This window comes from Nocardia sp. alder85J, from assembly GCF_020176955.2.
Classification (GTDB): domain Bacteria; phylum Actinomycetota; class Actinomycetes; order Mycobacteriales; family Mycobacteriaceae; genus Nocardia.
Genome location: NZ_JAIUCZ020000005.1, coordinates 622,044 through 646,859, shown reverse-complemented (window position 1 = coordinate 646,859; position 24,816 = coordinate 622,044). Strand labels below are relative to the sequence as shown.

General features: G+C 69.8%; 26 protein-coding genes. 21 read left to right on the top strand and 5 right to left on the bottom strand.

Features of this window, described 5'->3' with window-relative positions:
• The first annotated feature begins 35 nt into the window (after nucleotides 1-35).
• The 4 genes from LBW94_RS22795 (at nucleotide 36) to LBW94_RS22780 (ending at nucleotide 4,425) form a co-directional block, all read left to right on the top strand.
• The gene (locus tag LBW94_RS22795) at nucleotides 36-800 is read left to right on the top strand and encodes a cysteine hydrolase family protein (protein WP_225053142.1); all 765 of its coding nucleotides are present in this window, start codon (nucleotides 36-38) and stop codon (nucleotides 798-800) included.
• Nucleotides 801-914: 114 nt separating this feature from the next.
• Entirely contained in the window at nucleotides 915-1,763 is an 849-nt protein-coding gene (locus LBW94_RS22790) for a hypothetical protein (RefSeq protein WP_225053141.1), read from the top strand.
• A gap of 503 nt (nucleotides 1,764-2,266) precedes the next feature.
• Nucleotides 2,267-3,601, top strand: coding sequence for an MFS transporter (locus LBW94_RS22785; protein ID WP_225053139.1), 1,335 nt, complete (start codon nucleotides 2,267-2,269; stop codon nucleotides 3,599-3,601).
• Nucleotides 3,602-3,654: 53 nt separating this feature from the next.
• Nucleotides 3,655-4,425 carry a hypothetical protein gene (locus LBW94_RS22780; protein ID WP_225053137.1) on the top strand — a complete coding sequence of 257 codons (771 nt, stop codon included), beginning with the start codon at nucleotides 3,655-3,657 and terminating at the stop codon, nucleotides 4,423-4,425.
• A 70-nt stretch (nucleotides 4,426-4,495) separates the two neighbouring features.
• On the opposite strand, the gene LBW94_RS22775 is transcribed toward LBW94_RS22780, so the two are convergent.
• The gene (locus LBW94_RS22775) at nucleotides 4,496-5,497 is read right to left on the bottom strand and encodes an AraC family transcriptional regulator (RefSeq protein ID WP_225053135.1); all 1,002 of its coding nucleotides are present in this window, start codon (nucleotides 5,495-5,497) and stop codon (nucleotides 4,496-4,498) included.
• Between the two features lie 123 nt (nucleotides 5,498-5,620).
• Between LBW94_RS22775 and LBW94_RS22770 the strand changes: the two genes are divergently transcribed.
• The 9 genes from LBW94_RS22770 to LBW94_RS22730 all read left to right on the top strand — a co-directional run bounded on the left by LBW94_RS22770 (nucleotide 5,621) and on the right by LBW94_RS22730 (nucleotide 12,670).
• Nucleotides 5,621-6,595, top strand: coding sequence for a quinone oxidoreductase family protein (locus LBW94_RS22770; RefSeq protein ID WP_225053133.1), 975 nt, complete (start codon nucleotides 5,621-5,623; stop codon nucleotides 6,593-6,595).
• Nucleotides 6,592-7,440 carry a TauD/TfdA dioxygenase family protein gene (locus LBW94_RS22765; RefSeq protein ID WP_225053131.1) on the top strand — a complete coding sequence of 283 codons (849 nt, stop codon included), beginning with the start codon at nucleotides 6,592-6,594 and terminating at the stop codon, nucleotides 7,438-7,440. The genes LBW94_RS22770 and LBW94_RS22765 overlap by 4 nt, the downstream gene beginning before the upstream one ends.
• A gap of 37 nt (nucleotides 7,441-7,477) precedes the next feature.
• A complete protein-coding gene (locus LBW94_RS22760) occupies nucleotides 7,478-8,530 on the top strand; it encodes a 3-keto-5-aminohexanoate cleavage protein (protein ID WP_225053130.1) in 1,053 nt (350 codons plus the stop codon).
• Between the two features lie 70 nt (nucleotides 8,531-8,600).
• Nucleotides 8,601-9,203, top strand: coding sequence for an RBBP9/YdeN family alpha/beta hydrolase (locus LBW94_RS22755; RefSeq protein WP_225053129.1), 603 nt, complete (start codon nucleotides 8,601-8,603; stop codon nucleotides 9,201-9,203).
• Nucleotides 9,204-9,448: 245 nt separating this feature from the next.
• Entirely contained in the window at nucleotides 9,449-10,045 is a 597-nt protein-coding gene (locus tag LBW94_RS22750; RefSeq protein ID WP_225053127.1) for a sensor domain-containing protein, read from the top strand.
• Nucleotides 10,046-10,093: 48 nt separating this feature from the next.
• Nucleotides 10,094-10,984, top strand: a complete 891-nt coding sequence (locus LBW94_RS22745; RefSeq protein ID WP_225053126.1) for a hypothetical protein — start codon at nucleotides 10,094-10,096, stop codon at nucleotides 10,982-10,984.
• On the top strand, nucleotides 10,981-11,880 hold the full coding sequence (locus LBW94_RS22740) for a hypothetical protein (protein ID WP_225053124.1): 900 nt from the start codon (nucleotides 10,981-10,983) through the stop codon (nucleotides 11,878-11,880). Before LBW94_RS22745 ends, LBW94_RS22740 begins: the two co-directional genes overlap by 4 nt.
• Nucleotides 11,881-12,006: 126 nt before the next feature.
• Complete coding sequence (locus LBW94_RS22735) at nucleotides 12,007-12,261, top strand: type II toxin-antitoxin system Phd/YefM family antitoxin (protein ID WP_225053123.1); 255 nt, start codon at nucleotides 12,007-12,009, stop codon at nucleotides 12,259-12,261.
• Nucleotides 12,251-12,670 carry a type II toxin-antitoxin system VapC family toxin gene (locus LBW94_RS22730; RefSeq protein ID WP_225053121.1) on the top strand — a complete coding sequence of 140 codons (420 nt, stop codon included), beginning with the start codon at nucleotides 12,251-12,253 and terminating at the stop codon, nucleotides 12,668-12,670. Before LBW94_RS22735 ends, LBW94_RS22730 begins: the two co-directional genes overlap by 11 nt.
• Before the next feature lie 82 nt (nucleotides 12,671-12,752).
• Here the strand turns inward: LBW94_RS22730 and LBW94_RS22725 are convergent, their stop codons facing one another.
• The 3 genes from LBW94_RS22725 to LBW94_RS22715 all read right to left on the bottom strand — a co-directional run bounded on the left by LBW94_RS22725 (nucleotide 12,753) and on the right by LBW94_RS22715 (nucleotide 14,719).
• On the bottom strand, nucleotides 12,753-12,884 hold the full coding sequence (locus LBW94_RS22725; protein WP_255633476.1) for a hypothetical protein: 132 nt from the start codon (nucleotides 12,882-12,884) through the stop codon (nucleotides 12,753-12,755).
• A 220-nt stretch (nucleotides 12,885-13,104) separates the two neighbouring features.
• Nucleotides 13,105-14,055 (bottom strand): PDR/VanB family oxidoreductase, encoded by a 951-nt coding sequence (locus LBW94_RS22720; protein WP_225053119.1) that lies wholly within the window; start codon nucleotides 14,053-14,055, stop codon nucleotides 13,105-13,107.
• A 58-nt stretch (nucleotides 14,056-14,113) separates the two neighbouring features.
• Nucleotides 14,114-14,719, bottom strand: coding sequence for a helix-turn-helix domain-containing protein (locus LBW94_RS22715; protein ID WP_225053118.1), 606 nt, complete (start codon nucleotides 14,717-14,719; stop codon nucleotides 14,114-14,116).
• Between the two features lie 195 nt (nucleotides 14,720-14,914).
• Here LBW94_RS22715 and LBW94_RS22710 point away from each other — a divergent pair, with 195 nt between their 5' ends.
• The 8 genes from LBW94_RS22710 to LBW94_RS22675 all read left to right on the top strand — a co-directional run bounded on the left by LBW94_RS22710 (nucleotide 14,915) and on the right by LBW94_RS22675 (nucleotide 23,127).
• Nucleotides 14,915-16,183 (top strand): amidohydrolase family protein, encoded by a 1,269-nt coding sequence (locus LBW94_RS22710; RefSeq protein WP_225053116.1) that lies wholly within the window; start codon nucleotides 14,915-14,917, stop codon nucleotides 16,181-16,183.
• Nucleotides 16,180-16,950, top strand: coding sequence for an ABC transporter ATP-binding protein (locus LBW94_RS22705; RefSeq protein WP_225053115.1), 771 nt, complete (start codon nucleotides 16,180-16,182; stop codon nucleotides 16,948-16,950). The genes LBW94_RS22710 and LBW94_RS22705 overlap by 4 nt, the downstream gene beginning before the upstream one ends.
• A complete protein-coding gene (locus LBW94_RS22700) occupies nucleotides 16,947-17,825 on the top strand; it encodes an ABC transporter permease (protein ID WP_416276931.1) in 879 nt (292 codons plus the stop codon). The genes LBW94_RS22705 and LBW94_RS22700 overlap by 4 nt, the downstream gene beginning before the upstream one ends.
• Nucleotides 17,826-17,893: 68 nt before the next feature.
• Complete coding sequence (locus LBW94_RS22695; protein WP_225053113.1) at nucleotides 17,894-19,051, top strand: ABC transporter substrate-binding protein; 1,158 nt, start codon at nucleotides 17,894-17,896, stop codon at nucleotides 19,049-19,051.
• A complete protein-coding gene (locus tag LBW94_RS22690; protein WP_225053112.1) occupies nucleotides 19,048-20,367 on the top strand; it encodes an FAD-binding oxidoreductase in 1,320 nt (439 codons plus the stop codon). The genes LBW94_RS22695 and LBW94_RS22690 overlap by 4 nt, the downstream gene beginning before the upstream one ends.
• Nucleotides 20,364-21,137, top strand: coding sequence for a creatininase family protein (locus tag LBW94_RS22685; RefSeq protein WP_225053110.1), 774 nt, complete (start codon nucleotides 20,364-20,366; stop codon nucleotides 21,135-21,137). The genes LBW94_RS22690 and LBW94_RS22685 overlap by 4 nt, the downstream gene beginning before the upstream one ends.
• Nucleotides 21,134-21,748, top strand: coding sequence for a pyridoxine/pyridoxamine 5'-phosphate oxidase (locus LBW94_RS22680; protein ID WP_225053109.1), 615 nt, complete (start codon nucleotides 21,134-21,136; stop codon nucleotides 21,746-21,748). Before LBW94_RS22685 ends, LBW94_RS22680 begins: the two co-directional genes overlap by 4 nt.
• Nucleotides 21,745-23,127 carry an amidohydrolase family protein gene (locus LBW94_RS22675; protein WP_225053107.1) on the top strand — a complete coding sequence of 461 codons (1,383 nt, stop codon included), beginning with the start codon at nucleotides 21,745-21,747 and terminating at the stop codon, nucleotides 23,125-23,127. Before LBW94_RS22680 ends, LBW94_RS22675 begins: the two co-directional genes overlap by 4 nt.
• Nucleotides 23,128-23,150: 23 nt before the next feature.
• Here the strand turns inward: LBW94_RS22675 and LBW94_RS22670 are convergent, their stop codons facing one another.
• Entirely contained in the window at nucleotides 23,151-24,548 is a 1,398-nt protein-coding gene (locus tag LBW94_RS22670) for an alpha/beta hydrolase family protein (RefSeq protein ID WP_225053106.1), read from the bottom strand.
• Nucleotides 24,549-24,816 lie beyond the last annotated feature (268 nt).

The following is a 24,816-nucleotide window of genomic DNA, read 5'->3' as shown; positions in this document are numbered from 1 at the left end:
GGCATGCCGCCCGGACCGATCCGATCGGATGAGAGATGAGCAGCACCCCGTACGACCGCAATCGCTGGACCCTGACCCCCGACCGCGCGGACCTGCGCCGCCCCGACCGTCCGGCCCGCACGGTCGAACTGCCCGGCCTGCCGCAGGACCTGGTCCTCGATCTGGAACGCACCGCCGTGGTGATCGTGGACCTCCAGAACGACTTCTGTCACCCCGAGGGCTGGCTGGCGAGCATCGGCGTCGACATCTCCGCCACCCGCGACGCCGTCGCGACGGTCGATACCGCACTGCCCGCACTCCGCGCCGCGGGAATCCCGATCATCTGGCTGAACTGGGGCAACCGTCCCGACCGCGCCAACCTGCCCCCGGGCGTGCGACACGTCTACGACCCGGTCGGCGCGGGCACCGGAATCGGCACCCCCGCAACGACATCCAGCACCGCCGTGCTGGAGGCAGGCAGCTGGGGCGCCGCCGTCGTGGACGACCTGGAGATCGCCCCCGAGGACCTCCGCGTCGACAAGTACCGGATGAGCGGATTCGTGGACACCCCACTGGATTCCGTCCTCCGCAACCTGCGCGTCGACACCCTGCTGTTCGCCGGCGTCAACGCCGACCAATGCGTCCTGAGCACCCTCATGGACGCGGCGAACATCGGCTACGACGTGGTGATGCTGACCGACGCCGTCGCCACCACCTCCCCGTCCTACTGTGCCGACGCCACCGTCTACAACGTCCGGCAGTGCTTCGGATTCACCGCGACCGCCGTGGATCTGGCGAAGGCACTGGGACAGCATCGATAACGGACCGGTCCGATGATGTCGCCGGTTTCCCGGACCGGAATCGACGCGCCGGCACTGAACCCGTTACGCTCGCAATCCGTTCGCTGCGTATCACCGCCGATACAAGGGGGCATCATGCAGATCCCGACCTGCCTGCACGCCGGCGTCGCCGCCACCGCGATCGCCGTCGCCGGCATCGCCGGCCCGGCGACCGCGGCCGCGGCACCGGTCACGCAGGCCCGGCCGACATCGACCGCGGCACCGGACATCCAGCCGCCGGACACCACGATCGCACCCGACGCGGCGGTGCCGCCCGGCGGTCTCGTCACCAGTTTCCTGCACAATCAGCTGGTCTACTGCTCGATCATCTGCCCGCTCGTCGTCCAGGCCGGTGTCACGGCCGCCGTCACGACGCAGCAGGCGCCGGACACGTTCCGCACCGCATCGCAGTCGGGTGACCTGTTGCGGGCGATCGGGGCCACCGTCGCCTCGGTCACCGGGCCCACGGACGCCGCGGCCGAGGCGGCCATCCTCGCCGACGGCACCGAAGTGGCCCCGCGTGCCCTCAACGCGTTCGAGGTCGGCGTGGTCGGCCTGCTGAATGTCGTCCCGGCCGCCGCGAACGGGTTGCCCGCGGTGGTGACGGCGGCCCGGACCGCGCGCCGGGACACCTTCACCGCGCTCAACGCGCCGATCGTGCCGAATCCCGCACCCACCGTCGCGCCGCACGGCCTTGTAGAGGTCGCCGTGGTGGCGGCGATCGATGTGGGCGCCGCGGTCGCCTTCCCGGCCTTCAACGACGTGCTGTCCGGCGTGTTCAGAACTCCGGATGCCGTCGCGCGGGAACTGGCCGCCACCGGCGATCCGGCCCGAGCGGTCGCCGCCGGTGCCGACGCCGTGACCGCCGTACAGACCGCCGCGAGCACCGTCATCGCGGCCTCGATCGCCGACGCGGTCGACAGAATCCACACCGCCGCAGGGTAATTCCTGTCGGGAGGTGCCGCTTCGCCGTCGGCGACGGTGCCGTGCAGGTCTACCCGAACGCGGTGTTCACCTCGGCGGAGGTGCGGGAACTGCTTGCCGCCATGTCCGCCTTCTCCGCGTCGTGAGCACGGGCGGCGGCCGCCGCGGGTCCCAAAATGAGAAGATGTGCGTCCCGCAGGGATAAGCAGGCGTGGTGTGCACTGCTTACTGTTGTCTCCATCACATCGAGCGGTCCAGCACCGAGGAGGACGCCGTGATCGGTGGGCGCACCCAACTCGGCCGGCTCCGGACCGCTCGTATCCGGTAACCACCGTCGTCACCGCCGGCGGGCCCGCGGCACCGCGCCTGCGGCGGGCACCGGTTCGTGACGGAAACCCTTCCCTCTGAACAATGTTCGAGCCGACCAGGCGGGCTCGCGCGCGCTCGTGCCGTTTCCCGCGCCCGCCTGTCGGTTCCGGCGAGCGGTGCGTCCGCGCCGTTCGCCGAATCGTGTAGGAGCACCAATGCAGTTGCACACCACCGCGTCTGCCGGCCGACCCGCCGATCTCGTCGCGCCGCCGCGTCCGCCGAGATCGAGATGGTTCCCCTGGGTGGTCTACCTGCTGGCCTTCGGGCTGCTGCTGGCCGACTACATGTCCCGCCAGGTCCTCAGCGCCGTCTTCCCGTATCTGAAAACCGAATGGGGACTGTCGGATTCGAAACTCGCCTCGCTCAGCAGCGCGGTGGCGTTGATGGTCGGCCTGCTCACCCTGCCGTTGTCGCTGCTCGCGGATCGCTGGGGCCGGGTGCGCAGCCTGGTGCTGATGGCCGTGCTGTGGAGTATCGCCACCCTGGTCTGTGCGGTCGCGACCGGTTATTCGCAGATGCTCGGCGCCCGGTTCGTCGTGGGTGTCGGCGAGGCCGCCTACGGCAGTGTCGGAATCGCCGTCGTCCTCGGGGTGTTCGCGCCCCGCCTGCACGCCACGCTCAGCGGTGCGTTCATGGCCGGCGGCTCGTTCGGATCGGTGCTCGGCGTCTGGTTCGGCGGGCTGGTCGCCACGCATTTCGGCTGGCGATGGGCGTTCGCGGTGATGGCCGTGACCGGGCTGGCGCTGGCCCTGCTGTTCCGTGTGCTGGTCGGTGAGAAGGAGCTGGCCGCGCATGCCGCCATCCGTCCGGGAACCGTCGCCCCGGAGCCCGCGTCGTCCCGCGCGCCGATCTCGACCCTGTTCACGAATCCGGCCGTGCTGTGCGCCTATCTCGGCGGCGGCCTGCAACTGTTCACCGCGGCGGTACTGCTGTCGTGGACCCCGAGTTTCTTCAACCGCTACTACCATCTGGCGCCGGGTAGGGCGGCCGGGCGCGCGGCGCTGTTCATGCTGCTCGTCGGTGCGGGCATGGTGTGCTGCGGCATCGTCGCCGACCGCGTCGGCCGGGTGAACCCGGTCCGCAAGTGGTACGCGGCGATCGTGTTCTGCCTGCTCGCACTGCTCTGCCTGGGCACCGGTTTCGCGCTGGGACCCGGTGCGCCGCAACTGATCCTGATCGGCATCGGCGCCTGGTTCTCCGGCGGATCCTCCGGCCCCACCGCCGCCATGGTCGCCAACCTCGTCCACCCGTCGGTACGCGCTTCGGCAATGGGCACCCTCACCCTGGCCAACAGCCTGCTCGGCCTGGCGCTGGGCCCCTTCGTGGTCGGCGTCCTCGCCGATCACCTCGGCCTGGCGGCCGCGCTGCGACTGGCCCCGCTGTCCTACCTCGCCGCCGTCGTACTGCTTTACGCGGGCAGCCGACTGCATGCGCGCGGACGAGGTGTGACCGCCGCTGCCGGACCGGTCTGCGCCGCTGCGGTGGCCTGACGAAAAATACTGCCGCACACCATATCTGCCGCACGACAACGATGAGGAAAATCATGTTCCACCAGCACCTGGGCGCGGCGATCGTCGCCGCAGCCGCGCTCACCGTCACCGCCGCGACGGCGACGGCAGCACCCTCGCCGCACGGCGACGACCCGGCCGCGGTGCACTACACCGTCACCCGGGACGGCGATGCGGCGGTCGTCGCCACCACGGACGGCGCCCTGACGATCGTCGGTGACCAGCTGGTCCTCACCGACCGCGCCGACGAGCCGGTGGCGGCCGTGCCACTCGGCTACCGCGTCGACGACGTCGCCCACCCGATCACCGCTCGTCTCCGGGATCGTGGTACCGCGATCCTGACTCTGTCGACGGACGATCCCCGTCCGGTCCGGCCCGTCACCGCCGACGAGATCGTGACCGTGGACCGCGCCGCCGCGCAGGTGGCCGAATCCTTCACTCCCCGGGACGGACAGGCGCTCGGCGTCTTCGCGCAACGCGCGGCGATCGGGGTCGCGGTCAGCGCGGTGCTGGGCGCCGTCCTCGGCGGCGGGGTCGGCTGCCTGGTCGGGGCCGCCGCCGGTGCGGCGATGTCCAGCCCCGTCATCGCCCTGCTGGTGCCGTTCGTCGGCGCCACCGTCGCCGGCTGCGTCCTGGGGGTGGCGACGCTCGGCGCGGTCGGGTCGATGGCGGGAACCGTGCTGGCCGGCGGCCCGATCATGCTCTTCTCGGCGATCCAGTACTTCTCCACGGTGCTGACGCCGTGCCCGCTGCCCGCACCCACCTGCGTCGATCCGGCCGCGCCGCCGGTACCGGCCCTGCGGTAGATCGCGCACCCGCGGTGCTCCCCGAATCGGTATGGCGTTGTGTGCCATACCGATTCGGCGTATGTCCGGGTCAGGACGGCTGCGTGCGGCGCCATTGGGTCGGGCTGCATCCGTAGTGGTTACGGAACCAGCGGGTGAAGTTGCCCGGGGTGGAGAAGCCGAGCATGTCGGCCACTTCGGTGAGGGTGTGGTGGCGGTTGGCGACGACGTGCCGGGCCAGTTCGGCGCGCGTCGCGTCGAGAATCGAGGTGAAGGTCTCGCCTTCCGCGGCCAGCCGGCGGTGCACGGTGCGCCGGTCGACGCCGAGGCTGCGCGCGACCTGCTCGATGGAACAGCGGCCGGTGGGCAGCAGCAGTTCGACGAGTTCGCGGACCCGGTCGGCGGTGGTCGCGTCGCGATGGGCCCCCAACTCGGTGAGCAGGCGCTGGGTATAGGAACGCAGCTGCGGATCCGAGCCGGTGTTGGGCCGGTCGAGATCGGTGGTGTACAGGGCGATCCCGTTGTAGTCCCGACCGAATTTCACAGTGGGACCGAACAATCGGTGGTGGGTGGCGCGATCCTGCGGGGCGGTGTGGGTGAACGCGGTCTCCACCGGCCGCCACGTGGGCCCGAGGAAGGCCCGCACGATGCCGTGCAGGACGCCGACGGCGAATTCGATGGATTGCCGGATGCCGCCGGGGTGGCCGGTGTCGAGCGCGAGCCGGACGGTGGCGATGCCGTTGCGTTCGACGATCCGGATGCGCAGCGCCTCGTTGTAGGCGTGCTCGTGCCGGGCCATCATCCCGAGGCCGCTGCGCAGGTCGGGTTCCTCCCGGATGATCAGGCTCAACGGGCCGAGGCTGGAGAATCGGCGCAGTTCCGCCAGGCGCAGCCCGAAGTCCTCGTGACCGGATTCGGCGGCCGACCGTTCGAGCAGTTCGGTGATGGCGGCGGCCGGGACCCACCGGTCCTGCAGGCTCAGTCCGGCCGGGTCGAGACCCGCCTCGCGGACCAGCCGGGCGGGGTCCAGGCCCAGCGAGTGGCCGAGTTCGACGTAGTTGCTCAGTGCGGCGTAGCGCGCCAGCGGTTTCATCGACCACCCTTCCCCAAAGGAACATAAATATGTCCCTCCAGGATAAGCCCTGAGTTCCCGATCCTCCTACCGTTGGTTTCATCACATCGAGCGGCGCTCGGCAGTCGGAATGGGAGATGCACTGTGGCACACGCTGTCCGCTTCTATCGGACCGGAGGTCCGGAGGTACTGCGCTGGGAACCGGCCGAGGTCGGTGAGCCGGGCGCGGGCGAGGTCCGCGTGCGGCACGGGGCGGTGGGGTTGAACTTCGCCGACACGTACTTCCGCACCGGGCTGTATCCGGCGCCGCTGCCCGCCGGCATGGGTGTGGAGGCGGCCGGGGTGGTCGAGCGGGTCGGATCCGGCGTCACCGGGTTCGCCCCGGGTGACCGGGTGACCTACACCGGCAGTCCGCTGGGCGCCTACAGCACCGAGCGGGTGCTGTCTGCCGAGCACCTGATCCGGCTGCCGGACTCGATCGCCTTCGACATTGCGGCCGCGATGACGATGCGCGGGCTCACCACGGCCTATCTGCTGCGCCGGATCCATCCGCTGCACCCCGGCGACACCGTGCTGCTGCACGCGGCCGCGGGCGGTGTCGGACTGATCTTCCTGCAATGGGCGAAACTGCTGGGGCTCACCGTCATCGGCACCGTGTCCACTCCCGAGAAGGCCGCCGTCGCCCGCGCGCACGGCTGTGACCACGTGCTGATCCACACCCGGGAGAACGTGCCCGAACGGGTGCGCGAGATCACTGGCGGCGCCGGGGTGCGGGTCGCCTACGACAGCGTCGGCAAGACCACCTTCGACATGTCGCTGGACTCGCTGGCGCGGCGTGGCCTGCTGGTGTGCTTCGGCACCGCCTCCGGTCCGGTACCGCCGATCGACGCGATGCGGCTGGCGATGCGGGGGTCGGTGTTCGTCACCCGGCCCGCGCTGGCCGACTACATCGTCGATCCCGCCGAGCGCGCCGAACTGGCCGGCGAGCTGTTCGGGCACGTCGGCGCCGGGCGGATCCACATCGAGATCAACCAGCGGTACGAACTGCCCGACGCCGTGCAGGCGCATCGGGAGCTGGAAGCCGGGACCAGCGTCGGCTCCTCGGTGTTCCAGCTGTGAACGTCCAGCCACTGACCTGCCACATCGGCGCCGAACTGCGCGAGGTGGACCTGGCCCGGGTCGCGCACGACGACGAGTTGTTCGCCGAACTGCGCGCGCTGCTGCTGGAATACCAGGTGCTGTTCGTCCGCGATCAGCCGATTTCCCGGGCCGATCACGTCGCGCTGGCCCGGCGCTTCGGACCGCTCGAGGATCATCCGGTCCTCGGCAGCGACCCCGACAATCCGGGACTGGTCCGCATCTACAAGGACCTCGACAGCGCCCCGGAGCACTACGAGAACTCCTTCCACTGCGACGCGACCTGGCGGGAATGCCCGCCCCTGGGTTCGGTGCTGCGCGCCGTGCAGGTCCCGCTGGTCGGCGGCGACACGATCTGGGTGAACATGGCCGAGGCGTATCGGCGGCTGCCCGAATCGGTACGGGAACAGCTCGAGGGCCTGCACGCCCGCCACTCGATCGAGGCCAGCTTCGGCGCCGCCATGCCCGTGGCGCAACGGCATCAACTGCACGACCGCTACCCCGACGCGGAGCACCCGGTGGTGCGCACCCACCCGGAGACCGGCGAGAAGGTCCTGTTCGTCAACTCGTTCACCACGCACTTCGTCGACTATCACACCCCGCAGCGGGTGCGTTTCGGCTTCGACTACGCCCCCGGCGCGGCCGAACTGCTGCACTACCTGATCCGGCAGGCCGCCGTACCCGAGTACCAGGTCCGCTGGCGGTGGACGCCCGACAGCTTCGCGATCTGGGACAACCGCTGCACCCAGCACTACGCCGTCCAGGACTACTGGCCGGCGGTCCGCCGGATGGAACGCGCCGGCATCGTCGGCGACAAGCCGTTCTGAACACAGTCACGATCCACCCCGAAATCGGAGCACCATCATGCATTTCCACGACGACGCGCTGTTCCCGGAGAACCAGGAGAAACTGGTCATCACCGTCGCCCCCTACGGACCGGAATGGGAACCGGGCGACTTCCGCGAGGACCTGCCGCTGACGATGGACGAGCACGTCCAGGCGGCGGTGGACTGCTACGAGGCCGGCGCCACCGTGCTGCACATCCACGTGCGCGAGCTCGACGGCAAGGGTTCCAAGCGCCTGTCGATGTTCAACGAACTGCTGCGGCGGCTGCGCGAGGCCGTGCCGGAGATGATTCTTCAGGTCGGCGGATCCATCTCCTTCGCTCCCGAAGGCGAAGGGGCGGATGCCAAGTGGCTGTCGGACGACACCCGGCACATGCTGGCCGAACTCGACCCGAAACCCGATCAGGTGACGATCGCGATCAACACCAGCCAGATGAACATCGTCGAATTGATGACCGACGACGACATCGCGGGCACCTCGTTCGAACGTCCGGAGGTGTACGAGGCCTACCGGGAGATGTACGTCCCCGCGGGCCCCGGCTGGGTTCAGGAACATCTGAAGCGTTTGCAGGCCAACGGAATCCAGCCGCATTTCCAGCTGTCGAGCATCCCGCAGCTGGAGACGGTGGAGCGGCTGATCCGGCGCGGCCACTACACCGGCCCCCTCATGCTCACCTGGGTCGCCATCGGCGGCGGCTTCGACGGCCCCAACCCCTACAACATGATCGAGTTCATCCGCCGCGTCCCCGACGGCGCCGTGCTGACGCTGGAAACCCTCATGCGCAGCTGCCTGCCGGTCAACACCATGGCCATCGCGATGGGCCTGCACGCCCGCTGCGGCAACGAGGACACCCTGTGGGGCCGCAAGGGCGAGAAGATGACCTCGGCCCAGCAGGTCCGGCAACTGGTCCGGATTGCCGACGAACTCGGCCGCGAGGTCGCCACCGGCAAGGAGGCCCGCCGAATCTACCGCCTGGACGAGCACTACCGCGATGCCGACGAAACCCTCGCCCGCAACGGCTTCGCCCCCAACCGCAAACCGGGCCAGGTCGGATTCACCCACCACGCCTGACCCCGGCGCCGGCGGGCGGGCGCCCCCGCCCGCCCCCGCGCCCCGGCCGCGAAAGGAATTGCCGCGCACCATGTCCGCCTCCCCGAACCCCACCGTCGTCATCGTCCCCGGACTCCGCGACCACGTCGACGACCACTGGCAGACCCTGCTCGCCACCACCCTCGAGAAGGTGCGCATCGTCCCCGCGCTGGAGCCCGGCACCCTCGATCGCGCAACCCGCGTCGCCGCCCTCGACGCGGTCCTCACCGACATCACCGGCCCCGTGGTCCTGGTCGCCCACAGCGCCGGCGTCATGATCACCGTGCACTGGGCATGCCATGCGACCCGCCCGATCCAGGCGGCCCTGCTGGCCACCCCACCGGACTTCGAAACCCCCTTGCCCCCCGGCTATCCCACCCTCGTCGACCTGAACACCCACGGCTGGAACCCGATTCCCCGCCGCCGCCTGCCGTTCCCGTCCGTGGTGGCCGCCAGCGCCACCGACCCGCTCGCGTCGATGCGACGAGTCTCCGGCATGGCCGAAACCTGGGGCAGCCGACTCGTCGACCTCGGCGACGTCGGCCACCTCAATCCAGCCTCGGGCCACGGCCCTTGGCCCCACGGCCGCCACCTCCTGGACGACCTGATCGCCACGTCGGCCGGTCCGGCGAGCGGGGATCGCGTCCAGGTGTGACGCCGGGCCCCGGCACCGTTGTCCCGGGCCGCCCGGACAACGCTGCACGACACCGGCAGTCGCCGACGGTCCGCTGCGGCAACGAAATTCGATCGATGTCGAACAGACGTTGTGGCACAATGGAATCGATACCGCACTGCATCACAGGACCGATTTCGTAGCGTGTGCTCGGGATCGGGTTCGATCCGGGGGCTCGGATGCACAGGTCACGATGGTGGTTTTCGGCACTGACGACAATGGTTTTCGTGTCCGCGTGTGCAAGCCGGGTGACCGGCGCACCTCAGCCGGACATCGTGCCGGGGACGGCGCAGGCGGACCTGCTCACCATCGATGAGGTCAGCAGTGTCATCGGCACCACGCTGACATCGAGCGACAACGCGGGAGAACCACCTGCGCCGCTGTCCGCCGACCCACCGACGTGTGCGACTGCGGTGGGTCCGGGCACCAGGGCGGTATACACCCCCGGCTACACGGCCTATGCCGCCAAGACCGCGGAGGACGGGACCAGCGCGCACCTGGTGATCCAGGTGGTCGGTGTCTACTCCGACCCGGCCGCGGCGAATGCCGTGTTCACGGCCTTGGCCGCTGGGATCCAGGGTTGCCCGGCGGCGGTACGAACCGACGACGACGGCACCACGAAATGGCTCTACACCGTCGACACCGCACAACCGGCGACGCTGAGCTGGCGCGCCACCGAGGACGCCGGTGACGGCTGGGTCTGTTCCCGGCAGGCCCGGCTGGTGACGAAAACCGTACTGCAAGTGGCCTTCTGCGAGGCTGCGGACGGCAGAGCCGCGACGACGATGCTGGCCGACAAGATCAGCGCGCGGATCGGGAAGTGACCCATGACGTCACCGCGCTTCCGCCGCCTCTGGGCCCTGCTCGCGGCCTTGATCGTCGCCGTACTGCTGGTCCCGATCGGTGCGGCCGGTCAGCCGCCGGTCGCTCAGCCGCCGGGTGGCCTCGCCCCGCCCGATACCAGCAGCGGCGCTGATCCACTCGACCCGAGCAGCGACTACTCGGTCGATCTCAACACCCGGATCGCGACCTTCACGGCAACGGTCGCGGCCTGGCAGCAGCAGGGGCAAATGCTTGCGGCACAAGCGCAATCGCTGGATGCCAGGATCACCGCACACAACGCCGTCGTCGATTCCTACCCCGGCCGCACCGCCCCGCCGTCGATCGCCGATCCGCTCAACGAGGAGGCCGCCGCCCTCAACAGCGAGCGTGACGGTCTCCAAGGGCAGATCACGGCGTGGAAGGAGCAGGCGACGCAACTGGAGGCCCAGCGATTGGCGCTCATGCAGGACATCGCCCATATCCTGCACAGTGAATTCCGGGTCGTCCCGCCGCTGCCGTTCCGTCGCGCACCCGGTGGCGATCCCGGCCGAGCCGGCATCCGTAACCGCCTGGGCCAGTACAGTCGCGGCAACGGCGGCGACCCCGCGTCGATAGGCAAGGAACAAGCCGCACTGGACGCCTACGCCAAGGCGCGCAACGTCCAGGTGATCACGAAGCAGACCAAAGCCACCCTGACACCGGACGGATTGGCCAAACTGACCCCGGACGAGGCCGCTAAGCTGAAAACCGGTCGCAAGTTCGACGGCCTGGTCCGTAAATCGAACGGCAATTACCTGGGCTTGGAGGTCAAGTCGGGTACCGGCGGTTATCAACCCGGACAGGAACCGTTCGATGATGCCATCCGCCGGGGCGGTCAGGCCCAGGCGATCCTCGACGGCAGCCCGATCACCATCGACGAAGTGGAGCTGGTACCCGGATGACGGACGAGAAGCCCTGGTACGTACTGGATCTCAGCGAGGGAGCCTACGTCTCGTCCGGCTGCGGCGCGGTGGGGCCGGACACCTTCGCGCCGACCCTCGCCGTCTGCGACGGCCAACTCCGCTACTCGCTGCGCCTGTGGCTCGCCCCCCGACACCCCGACCTGCTGCCCGACCCGGCAAGCCGGCGCGAGAACTGCCTGCTCGCGGTCGGCTCGGCCGACCGGCTCGCCCTCGAATGGCGCCACGACGGAACGCGCCACCAGATCGGCCGCGGACCCACCGGCATCTCGCAGTCGATCCATTTCGATCTGGGACACAGCACGACCGTGGGTGCGGGGGAGATCTTCGATGCCCGCCAGGCTGCGGAGGTACTGGCTGCCTACTACGAGTCCGGCGTGATCCGGCCTACCGAATACCACCTCCGCGAGCTGGACACCCCGGACATCCTGTCCGACGCCGGCGCCACCCACGGCCTGACCATCGACTACGATGAGCATCGCCCGGTCCTGCCCGGCGTCACCGCAGCGGAATTCGCCGCGTTCCTGGACGACGACGATCCGGCAGTGCTGGTGCTGTGGCCGCTGCCCGCCGGTACCACCGTCGCGGACCTCGCCCCCGACGAACTCCACGACCGATTCATCCAGACCGCAGGATCGGCGGGCCGCTACACCGTCGAAATCCGCACCGCCACCGAGCATCACACCGTGGGCCATGTCGTGGACCACCCGATCTGGGGCACCGGGCCGGTCGACATCGCCGTCGGCGACGGCGCCGTGCAGGTCTACCCGAACGAGGTGTTCACGCCGGCGGAAGTGGGGGAGTTGTTCCGGCAGTACGTAAGTGACGGGCAATTGCCCACCGGGGCGTACACCACCCGGGACCTGCTCTACGAGTGAAGGGTATGGGACCGTGCTGGGCTCGGTGACAGCACCCGGAACTCGCATGACGACTGTCTTCGCCGACGGTCCGGGACCTCGGGCTACATCGTGTCCGGAGGTGTCCTCGGGTGCTACGGTGGTCGGGTGGCCAAGACGATCAGCGTGCGTGAGTTCCGTAACGAGTCCGCCGCTGTGCTGAACGAGGTGGAATCGGGGGAGAGTTTCGTCCTCACCCGGAACGGAACGCCGATCGCCGAGGTGCGTCCGTTGCGGGTGAAACGCAAGCCGACCACCGAGGAGCTACAGCGAATCTTCGCGTTGAGTCCGGCGCCCGACTACCGCGCATTGCGGTCGGAGCTCGACCAATATTTCGGTGAGGATCGTCTCGATGACGAGTGAGCGGTCGGAGCGTCGGTATTCGAGCGGCTTGCTCGACACCTGCACGCTGATCGACCTCGACACCATCCCTCCGGAAACTCTGCCCGTGATTCCGGAGGTCTCCGCTGTCACGGTGGCGGAACTCGCGGCAGGCGTGCACACCACGCGCGATCCCGTCCAGCGTTCTCTCCGGGTGACTCGGCTGCTGATGATCGAGGCGAATATGGACCCGCTGCCCTTCGACGACGACGCCGCCAAGATGTACGGGAATCTCTGCGCGTTGGTCGTGGCCGCCGGCCGCAATCCCCGGCCACGCCGCCTGGACTTGATGATCGCGGCCACAGCAACTCTGCACAGGGTTCCGTTGTTCACGCGCAATGTCGACGACTTCAAGGGACTCGATTCCCAATTGACGGTCATCGCGGTCTGACCACCACTTCTCGGGGATGCCTCGGGAGGATTCCGCTGTTCCGGCGACCGGTGGAGGCTGCCGTCCTGCCGGAGAGGGAATTTCACAACGGGTGAGTAGGCGCCAGGAATTGCACGCCGGTCAGTCGTTGCGACCGTTCCCCCAGGGTACGAGCGGTGTCGGGGTCGGTGGCGGCCGGGGCGAGCCGCACTTGCTCGGGCGCACCGCGCGACACGGCAATACCGTTCGGCCCGAAGAATTCTCCGCTTGCCACACCTCGGCCCCGGTGGCCGCGTACAACTGAGGTAGCGCGCCCCGATCCGGAGCCTGGGCGAGTGGGGCGAGGAGATATCCCAACAGCACCTCGACCGCACCGACCGGCCCGTTGGTCTGCACATTCGTCGAGGTATAGCCGGGATGGGCAAGCACGCTGCGCACCGGGCCGCCCACGGCGCTCAGAGCTCCAGCACCAACCGGGGCCCCGTCCCCCGCGACACACAGATCATCATCGTCTCCCCCTCCGCCCGCTCCTGGGGTGACAGCACCGAATCGCGGTGCTCCACTTCCCCACTGGCGACGGTGGTTTCGCAGGTGCCGCAGGTGCCTTCGCGGCACGACGACACCGTGACCACGCCGTGACTCTCGGCGATGTCGAGGATCGAGCGGCCGGCCGGGATCGTCAGTACCAGGCCGGAATTGGCCAGGGACACTTCGAAAGGGGCATCGGTGGCGTCGTCGGCGGTGGTGGCGACGAAGCGTTCGGAGAAGACGTCCACTGCGGGGAGTGACGCACATGCTTCCTCCACCGCGCTGATCAGACCTGTTGGGCCGCAGACGTATACGGCGGTGCCGCGGGGGGTGGCGGCGAGCAGGGCGGGCAGGTCGAGGCGGCCGGCGGTGGTGGAGTGGTGGAGGGTGACGGCGTCGCCGTGGCGGTCGCTCAGTTCGGTGGCGTAGGCCATGGTGTCGGCGTCGCGGCCGGTGTAGACCAGGCGCCACGGGCGGCCGGTGCGGGCGGCGGCGGCGAGCAGGGCGGGCATGGGGGTGATGCCGACGCCGCCGGCGACGAAGACGTAGCCGAGGGCGCGAACCAAGGGAAAGTGGTTGCGGGGCGGGCGGATCGAGACCCGGGTGCCGACGGTGAGGGATTCGTGGGCATGCAGGGAGCCGCCGCGGCCGTGCGGTTCGCGGAGCACGGCGATGCGGTAGCTGGTGGTGTCGGCCGGATCGGAGCACAGGGAGTACTGGCGTTCCGCGCCACTGTCCAGCAGCAGGTCCAGGTGGGCGCCCGGTTCCCAGGTGGGCAGGAGGTCGCCGGTGGGGCGGGCGAGGGTGAATTCGTCGATGTCGCGGGCCACCGTGCGGCGGTCGCGGACGACGACGTCGAGGGTCTGGTTCTTGTTCATGAGGGCCTCCGGAAATGTCGGCCCCACCGGATTGTGTTCCCAGCCACGGGATCTCGTACTACGCGCCGGTTTCCGGCCGGCCTGCGGCCTTCACGACGATCAGCCGGGCGCTCGCGCAGTCCACCACCCGCCAGCGGTGTGGTGTGCCGCCAGTGTAGTAGAGACTGTCGCCTTCGGTCAGCCGGGCCTGTCCGTGGTCGCCGAGATCGGCGACGATGGAACCGGCGACCACGTACAGCCACTCATCCTCGTCGTGCACGAAGTAGGGGCCGAAATCGGTGTGTACCTCGATGAACTCCTGGGGGTAGAAGGCGGCGCGGCCGTGCACCAGCAGGCGGGTGGAGCCCTGTTCGGAGCCCGCGCGGGCGATGCCGCGGGGCAGTTGCAGGCCGTCGTGGGAGCGCACCACCCGGATCGAGCCGGGCTTGCCCTCGGCGCCGGCGCGGGTGTCGGCGGCGATCATCAGTTCCACCTGGGTGGTGCCCAGCGCCTCGGCCAGCCGGGCCAGCGTCATCATGCTGGGCCGGGCCAGGCCGCGCTCCAGCTGGCTGAGGAACGGGTGCGAGATCTGGGCCTGTTCGGCCAGTGAAACGATGGTGAGGCCCAGGTCACGGCGTCGGCGGCGGATCTCGGCGCCGAGGGCGTGCTGTTCGTCGTCGGGCACGATGTCTGCTCCCAGCTCGTCGTCTCCCGCGGCGGGAGACGGTTTAACAAAGACGACGCCGCGCTGTTCATGAGATCGAAATATTGCGGCTCGATAGTTCCTAAATGTTGATGACATCAACATAGCTCACAGTAGGGCCCCGCCGCACCAGCCACAGGCGGATCCAGCGATCTTCTCACAGTCCGAGGGAGCTTCATGGAACATCCACTGCCACACCGTGTTTCACGGCTGTGCGGCGCGATGCTGCCGGACGGCTCGGTGGTCGACGTGCAACTGCGGCACGACCGCGACAGCGCCGTGGTGGCGGCCGTCACACCGCACCGGCGGAATCGGGCCGTCGACACCGCCGCGGACGAGGTCGACCTGCGGGGCTACGTGTTGCTCACCGCCCCGGCCGAACCGCACGCGCACCTGGACAAGGCCTTGTCCTGGGACCTGCTCTCACCGCCGCTGGGTGACCTGGGCGCGGCCATCCGCAGCTGGCGGGCGGGCAGCGCCGCCTTCACCGAGGAGTCGTTCCACGAGCGGGCGCTCGCGGCGGCGATGGCGTTGCTGCGCAACGGAACCACCGCGGTGCGCACCCACGTGGACCTGCTCGACGGGCCCGATCCGCTGCGCGGCCTGCGCGCGGTGGTGGCGGTGCGGGAGCGGCTGCGCGCGCTGATGGACGTGCAGATCGTGGTGCTCACCCCGATCGGCGCGCCCGCGGAGCGGGTGCACGCTGCCCTGGACGCGGGGGCCGACTTCGTCGGTGGCGCACCGCATATCGCACCGGACCCGGTCGCCGAGACCGATCGGCTGCTGGCGATCGCGGAACAGCGCGGCGTCGGCGCGGACCTGCACGTGGACGAATTCCTCGACGGCGACCACCTGATGCTCGGTCACTACGCGGACCGGGTGAAAGACTGGCCCCCCGAGCGCATCCGCACCGCCGGGCACTGCTGCAAACTGGGCACGCTGTCCGCCGAGGCGCTGGACCCGCTGTTGAAGTCGGTGGCGCACAGCGGAATCGGCGTGGTCAGCCTGCCGGTCACCAACCTCTATCTCCAGGGCCGTGACCATCTCGTGCGCACCCCGCGCGGGCTCACCGCGCTGTCCGCGCTGCTGGCGGCCGGCATCCCGCTGGCCGCCGGCGCGGACAACGTGCGCGACCCGTTCAACCCGATCGGCCGCAGCGACGCCCTCGAGACCGCCGCGCTGCTGATCGCCGCGGGCCACCTGGACCCGCGCACGGCCGCGCACCTGGTCACCGACGGCGCTCGCGCGGTGCTCGGCCTGCCCGTGGCCGGTCCGCGGCCCGGCGCGGCCGCCGAACTGCTGGCGGTGCGCGGCACCGGCCTGCTCGACGTGATCGCCGGCGCGCCCGCCGACCGCCTCGTACTGCACCGCGGCGCGATCGTCTCGATCAGTGAAACCACCCACCGGACAGCACAATTCGCGGCAACGGAGGTATCAGTTCCATGAACGCCACGATGAACACCGCACCACCGCGCAAGGGCAGTCAGGTGCTCGGCTTCGAGGACGTCGAGCTCACCTATCCCAACGGCACCGTCGCGCTGCGCGGCGTCGACCTGGTGGTGCGGGCGGGTGAATTCGTCAGCGTCGTCGGCCCGTCCGGCTGCGGCAAGTCCACCCTGTTGCGCATCGCCTCGGGCCTGGACCGCGCCACCGGCGGCTACACCCAGGTCGGCGCGAATCGGATCGGCTACGTCTTCCAGGACGCCACCCTGCTGCCCTGGCGCACCGTCCGCGACAACGTCGCACTGCTGGCCGAACTCGACCACGTCGGCCGCGCCGAGCGCTACCGCCGCGCCGACGAGGCGATCGAACTGGTCGGCCTCGGCGGGTTCGCGGACCATCTGCCACGCCAGCTGTCCGGCGGCATGCGGATGCGCGTGTCGCTGGCCCGGTCGCTGACCGTCGATCCCGAACTGTTCCTGTTCGACGAGCCGTTCGGCGCGCTGGACGAGATCACCCGGGAGCGGCTCGGTGGCGAGATCAGCGAACTCTTCGCCACCCGCCGGTTCGCCGGACTGTTCATCACCCACTCGGTCGCCGAGGCGGTGTTCCTGTCCTCGCGGGTGGTGGTGATGTCCGGCCGGCCCGGCCGGGTTGTCGACGAGATCGACATCCCCTTCGACTTTCCGCGTCGCGACGACCTCCGGTTCACCCCGGAGTTCGCCGCGCTGGCCGGTCGTGTGTCCAAGGCCCTGCGAGGAGGTCACCAGTGACGACATCCGAGAAGACCACCGAGACGAAGACCACCGAGGAGGCGGCCGGAACCCGCATTCCCGTCACCGAATCCGAGCCCGCGCCGCGCGCGCGGCGCTGGAACCCGGCCGCCGTGCTCGCCCCCACCGCGGTCTTCGCGCTGGTCATCGGCATCTGGTACTTCGCCTCCTACGAGATCCTGGCGCCGTCGCGGCGATTCCTGCTGCCCCCGCCGCAGGAGGTGCTGAGCAAGGGGCTGTTCGGCTCGTCGGCGCCGGACATGTGGCACGCGCTGGAACGCACCAGCGTGGTGGCGCTGACCGGCCTCGCCATCGCCGTCGTGCTCGGCATCGCCTGGGCCATCCTGATGTCGCAGGCCGGCTGGGCCGAACTCGCCCTGTTCCCCTATGCCGTTGTCATGCAGTGCATCCCGATCCTCGCGCTGGTGCCGCTGATCGGCTTCTGGTTCGGATTCGGTTTCGTCGCACGGGTATTCGTGTGCGTGCTGATCGCGTTGTTCCCGGTGGTGTCCAACACCCTGTTCGGGCTGAAATCGGTCGACCAGGGCCTGCGGGATCTGTTCGCGCTGCGCGGCACCGGCCGGCTGACCGTGCTGCGCAAGCTGGAATTCCCGGCCGCGCTGCCCGCGATCTTCGCCGGGGTGCGGATCTCCGCAGGACTGTCGGTGGTCGGCGCCATCGTCGGCGACTTCTTCTTCAAACAGGGCGATCCCGGTATCGGCATCCTGATCGACAACTACCGCTCCCGGTTGCAGGCCCCGCAGTTGTTCGCCGCCATCCTGCTGGCCTCGGCGCTCGGCGTCGTCGTCTTCGGCCTGTTCGGCTGGATCTCGCGGCGGGTGGTCGGCAACTGGTACGACACCTCCCGGCGCTGACCGGCTCTCGTCTCCCTTCCCTGTTCCGCGCCCCCCGAAACCCTTGTGAGAGAACGATGTTCAAAATCATGTCCCGCCGCTCCCGCACGCTGCTGGCGGCCGCGGCCGCCGTCGGGCTCGCCGTGCTGACCGGCTGTTCCGACTCCTCCTCGCCGAGTGCCTCCTCCGGTTTCAGCGGGCCGATCGGCTCGGTCGACCTGAAGTCGGTGTGCCCGGCCAAGATCGTGCTCCAGACCGACTGGAACCCCGAGGCCGAGCACGGCATGCTCTACGAATTGCTGGGCCCCGACCCGAAATTCGACGCCGGCGCCAAGCGGGTCTCCGGCCCGCTGTTCACCCACGGCCAGTACACCGGTGTGGACGTGGAGATCCGGGCCGGCGGCCCGGCGATCGGCTTCCAGACCGTGACCTCGCAGATGTACGCGGACCAGTCGATCATGCTCGGCATGGTCGACACCGACACCGAGATCCAGAACGCGGCGACCAACCCGACCACCGCGGTGTTCGCCACCTTGGAGAAGAGCCCGCAGATGATCATGTGGGATCCGGCCACCTATCCGAACGTGCACGGCATCCCGGATCTGAAGGCCGCCAAGGCCACCGTGCTCTACTTCCAGGGCGTCGCCTACATGGACTACCTGATCGGCGCGGGCATCCTGGACAAGTCGCAGGTCGACGGCAGCTACGACGGCACCCCGGCCAACTTCGTCGCCGCCGGCGGCGCCAAGGCGCAGCAGGGCTTCTCCAGCTCCGAGCCGTACCTGTACGAGCAGAAGATCGCGCAGTGGCACAAGCCCGTCGCCTACCAGCTGGTGCACGACGTGGGCTTCCCCACCTACAAGTCGGCCATGTCGCTGCGCTCGGCGGATATGGACAAGGATTCGGCCTGCCTGCAGAAGCTGGTGCCGGTGCTCCAGCGCGCCGAGGTCGACTACTTCGCCGACCCGGCGCGGGCGAACGACATCATCGTGCAGGCGGTGCAGAAGTACAACACCGGCTGGGTGTACGACACCGGCAACGCCGACTACGCCACCAAGACCATGAAGGACACCGGCCTGGTCACCAAGGCCACGATGGGCAGCTTCGACGCGTCCCGGGTGCAGCACATGATCGACATCACCCGGCCGGTGTTCAGCGCGCAGAAGGTGAACGTGCCCGCCGACCTGAAGCCGGAACAGCTGGCCACCAACAAGTTCCTGGACAGCTCGATCGGGCTGCCGCAGTGACGGCGACGTTGAGCGCCACCCGGCCCGAGTTCGGGCGGGAGGATGTCGACGCCCTCGTCGACGATCTGCTCGCCCTGCTCGGCCCGCGCGGGGTCAGCACCCTCGACCGCGCCCTGGACCGCGCCGCCCACGACGGGTCCGGCCTGAGCCCCATCCTCTCCGCCCAGGACCTCGGCCGCCCCGACGCGGTCTGCTACCCCAAGACCGCCGAGCAGGTCCCGGCGATCGTGCGGGCCGCGGTGCGCCGCGGCGTGCCGATCACCGCGCGCGGCAAGGGCACCGGCAACTACGGCCAGGTGGTCCCGCGCTTCGGCGGGCTGGTGATGGACCTGACCTCGCTGTCGGCGGTCACCGGCCGCACCGGCACCACGATCACCGCGCAGGCCGGGGCCCGCATGGTCACCCTGGAACAGCGCGCCTGGGAGGCCGGGCGGCAGCTGTGGATGTATCCGTCGACCGTGCAGTCCACGCTCGGCGGCTTCCTCGCCGGCGGCTCGGCGGGCACCGGGACGATCGTGCACGGCCGTAACCACATGGGTTTCGTGGAATCCCTGGACGTGGTGTTCGGCCACGAGGACGCCGAGATCGTGCACCTCACCGGCCTCGAGGCGCAACCACTGGTGCACACCTACGGCGTCGCCGGCATCATCGTCGCCGCCACCGTGCGGATCGAACCGCTGCAACAGTGGAAATGCCCGTACGTCAGCTTCGATTCGCACTACGAGGCGTTCCCGGCGGCGATGGCGGCGGGGGCGGTCGCGCCGCTGCCCCGGCTGCTGTCCGCCGACCGCGCCGAGGTGGTCGACGCGCTACCGGCCGATCCGGCGCTGGTCCGAGGCCGGGCGAACGTGCGCGGCATCGTCGACGCGGCCGCGCTGGACGAGACGCTGGCCGTGCTGGAGGCCGCCGGCGGCCGGGTGGAGGCGATCCGCGACGGCCTGCCGCAGACCCTGCGGGTGAGCACGCTCTCCTACAACCACCCCACCTGGTGGCTCCAGAAAGCGGTGCCGGACACCTATTTCCACATGGAGGTCTCCGGCGATGCCCTGGTCACCCGGCTGCACGAGGTGGAGCAGGTGTACGACGGCGGCATGCTCCACCTCGACGTCGGCCACGGCATGATGTTCGGGATGATCAACGGCGTCTACCACAGCCCGGAGCAGGTGTACGCCGGAGTGCCCGCGCTGCACGCGCTGGGCGTGGGGGTGCACTCGCCACATCAGTCCTATGTCGACCTGGACGCGGACCGGGTCCGGGCGATCGCCCGCGGCACCGATCCCAAGGGCCTGCTGAATCCGGGAAGGTGGCTGGAATGACCACGACCACACGACGATTCGCCGATCTGACCACCACGGAGGTATCGCGGGTCCTGACCCGCGACTCGATCCTGGTGCTGCCCACCGGCGCACTGGAACCGCACGGGCCGCACCTGCCGCTGCGCACCGATCTGCTGATCGCCGAACACACCGCCGCGGCGGCGGTGGACCGGGTGGCCGGCTCCGGGCCGGACGTCTGGCTGCTGCCCGCCCTCGGATACACGAAATCCGATGAGCACGCGCACTTTCCGGGTGCACTGTGGCTGGAGGCGGACACCCTGATGCGGACGGTGGCCGACATCGGCCGCAGCATCGCGGCCACCCCGGCCCGGCGGCTGCTGTTCGTCAACTGCCACGGCGGCAACTCGGCCCTGCTGGAGGTCGCGCTGCGAGAACTGCGGCGGCGCTTCGATCTCCAGACCTTCCTGTACGGCGGCCCGGCTCGCCCCGGGCCCACCGAGGAGGGTTTCGGCATCCACGCCGGCTGGGCCGAGACCTCGGTCATGCTGCACCTGGCCCCGGAACTGGTGGACATGTCGCAGGCGAAAGCCGCGGTGCCGCACGCCATCGCCGGGCACAAGCACGTGGGTTTCGGCAAGTCGGTCCGATTCGGCTGGCTCGCCGATGATTTCGCGGAGTCCGGGGTGATCGGCGATCCCACCGGCGCCACCGCGGAGATCGGCGCCGAACTGTTCGCCGCGAGCGTCGACACCCTCTGTGCCGCACTGCCCGAGATCGCCGGGTTCGACCCCGGCCGGGTGCACATGTGATCACCAGCAGCGCGGTGTTCGGACAGGACTGCACCCCTGCGGAATACCCGTCGATCGACCCGATCCGGCTGGCCGGGATGTGGATCCCGGCCCCCGGCTCGGCGCCCCCGCCGCTGATGGCGCTGGCCACCGTCGGGGCGGACGGATTTCCCCGGGTGCGACACGTGTTGCTCAGCGAATTCGCCGACGGGGCAGTGTATTTCCACACCGACACCGGATCGGCGAAGGTCGCCGAACTGCGCGACCACCCACAGGCGGCGGTCGCGGTGGCCTGGCCCGAGGTGGGCCGGCAACTGCTGGTCCGCGGCACGGTCACCCGTGCCACCGCCGCCGAGGAGCGTGCCGTCTACGCCCGTCGCGGCCGCTACCTGCAACTGCTGGCCTGGCTCAACACACCGGAGCAGGCGGCGCTGCCGGTGGCGGCCCGCCACGCCGCCTGGACGGAATTCGATGCGGCCCACGCCGACCTCGAACCGCCCGGCAGCTGGGCCGGATTCGCGCTCCGCCCCGAAGAATTCACCTTCTGGCGCGGCGACCCGGACGGCCCGTCGCAACGGGTCCGGTACCGCCGCGCCGAAACAGCTTGGACCGTGGAGGTTTTGCCCGGATGACTCTGATCGTGCACAACGCTGTACTGCTACCGGTGGCCGGGGAGGAGCAGTGGTTCCACGGCTGGTTCGGTGTCGGTGCCGACGGCCGGATCACGGCGATCGGCGCGGGTGATCCGCCCGCGGGGGAGGGGGAGCGCCTCGATGCCGGGGGCGCCTTCGTCGCACCGGGTTTCGTCTCCGCGCACAGCCACATCTTCACCGCGGGCATGCGCGGCGTCGCGGCCACCGACACCCTGTACCCCTGGGTGACCCGCAACACCGAGATGCTGCTCGCCACGGGCGCCGAGGACCTGTACTGGCTGACTCTGGCCGGGGCCCTGGACTTCCTGGGCGCCGGGGTCACCTCGGCCTACAACTTCACCCAGAGCCGAGTCCTCGCGAAGTTCGACTACGAGACGTCGAGCCTGAAGGCGGCCGCGGTGCGCCCGGTCGAATTCCTCACCCGCCAGATCGATGCCGCCGCCGACGCGGGCCTGCGCTGCGTCAACGCCGTCCGCCTCGACGACGAACAGCTGCCGGAGGCGGAAGCCCTGGAGGCGTTCGGCCTCGCGATGGAGCACGTCGCCGCCGCGGTCCCGCCGGAGCTGAATCTCGGTGGCTCCGTGTTCGGTTCGGTGCAATGGGCCACCGATCCGATCACCGCCGAGCGTGAGCGCGCGATGATGCGGCGCCACCGGGTCACCAACCAGGCGCATTTCGTGGAGACCGCCGAGCAGATCGACATCCAGCGCGCCAAATTCGACTGGTACGACAAGGCCGGGGTGCTCGGCCCCGACTTCGCCTTCGGCCACTTCGTGCACCCCACCGACCACATGATCGACCGCGCGGCGGAAACCGGTTGCGCCATGGTGTGGCAGCCGATGTCCAACGGCCGCTTGGGTTCCGGAATCGCCGACGTCCCGCGTTTGCTCGCCACCGGCATGCGGGTCGGCATGGGTCTGGACGACCAGTCCTGCACCGATGTCGCCGACCCGTTCGAGAACATGCGCACCGGCCTGTACCTGCAACGGGCCCGGCACTCCGACGCCGCGATCCTCGCCCCCGCCGACATGCTGCGCCTGCACACCCTCGGCGCCGCCGCCGCGATCGGCGTCGACGACCGCGTCGGCTCGCTGGAGGTCGGCAAATACGCCGATTTCGTGATCGTCGACCCCCGCCGCCCCGACCTCGGCCCGATCTGGGATCCGGTCGCCACCTATGTCCTGGCCTGCTCGCTGCGCAACCTGCGCGGGGTCTACGTGGGCGGCCGCCGGGTCTGGGCCGACGGCGCCTCCACCCACCCGCAGGCCACCGAGGCGTTCGCGCAACTGCACGACCGCATGGTCCGCGTCGCGGGAGAGAACGGGATCCATTGCGCGATACCGAGAGTCGCGGTCTGAGCCGGAACCTGCCGGACCGGTGGTCAGCGGCCGGCCCAGGGCAGCGGCGGCACCCGCGCGGTCAGCCAGCCGGTGACGTAGTCGAGTACCGCCGGGTCGATGGTGGTCTCGATGGTGCCGTACTCCCGGATCGTCCCGGTGCTCGTCGGCTGCATGAGGTGGTTGAGGCCGTCGAAGAGATGGACATCCGCGTCGGTGTCGGCGGCGAGATACTTCCGCATCGGTGACTCGCTCTGCTCGGGCGGCACCTGGAGATCCTTGCTGCCGAAGAAGGCGAGGACCGGCACCCGCAGCGCCGACAGCGCCGGAGCGGGATCGTAATTCAGGAACGACCGGAAATTCGTGGAGGTGTAGTAGTCGGCCTCGGCCGCCGGTCGCCGCTGCTCCGGCGCCAGCGTCGCGTTGTGCTCGCGATACAGGTCACGGGCCCGATCCAGATCCCCGGCCCGCAGCAGCGTCACCAGCGTGCTCACGAATTCCAGCTGACCGCGGATCTGTTCGGGCGCCGCCCCCGCCGCCTCGGCGATCAGCCGGTTCTGCTCCAGCAGTACGTCCGCCCCGACCACGGCCGGCCCCGCCATCAGGATCACGAAGCTCACCCCGCTGTCCGGCCGCGCCGCGACCAGCGGCGCGAGATACCCGCCCTCACTGTGCCCGAGCAGCCCGATCCGGCCGGCATCGACATCGGCGCGGCCACGCATGAAGGCGACCCCGGCCGCCGCGTCATCGGTGAGATCGCGGTAATCCGCACTGTTCAACGTGCCCCCGGTACCCCCGATGCCGCGTTTGTCGGTGCGCAACACCGCATACCCCGCCCGGGTCAGGGTGTCCGCCAGCAGCAGGAACGGCTTGTGCCCGAAGATCTGCTCGTTGCGGTCCTGCGGCCCGCTGCCCGCGATCAGCACCACCGCCGGATGCCGGCCCGGTGTGTCCGGCACCGTCACCGTCCCGGCCACGGTGATGTCGCCGCTGCGGAAAGTGACATCCTCGGCGCGATACGGCCACGGCGGCCGTGGCTCCTGTGGTCGCGGCGGCACCGGCACCTCACCTCGCCGCAGCGTCAGCGGCAGTTCCCGGCCGCCCTGGACGAAGGTCCCGACGATCGAATCCGCGCCACGGTCGTAGCTACCCCGGAACGCCACGTCACCCGGCAACTGCGGCACCCGGAACGACACCGCCCCGGCATCGGCGCGCACCTCGTCCAATGGCAACCCGTACGCCCCCTGCACCGGGACATCGAGCGTGCCCCCGCCGTCGGCGAACGTGATCCCCACCGGCAGTTGCTGATTCGGCAACACCAAGACCCCGTTCCAGGCGCCGTCCAGCCCCGGCGGCGCCACGTGCCCACCGGATCCGGACTGCGCACAGGCGGCCACCATGGTCACGAGCAACATCAGCGTCAGTGATCGCAACGCACCCATGCCCCCAGGCTAGACATGCGCCCCGATCCCGGGCCGGTATATCCCGAAGATGGCCCCGACCGGTCGGCTTCGCCGTATTCGCGAGGATGCCTGCCCGTGACGAAGTGGCCCCGACTCCCAACTGTCGAGTGCGACCTGCCGTTCCGTGGTAATTGGGGGTGATCGCGGACCGTCCTGGCACTTATGGTGGGGCTGAACCGAAGACGACGGTGATGTCCTGCTGTGGTCCGCGACCACCTCGCCCGCGCACGCCGATGCCCCGGGCCCC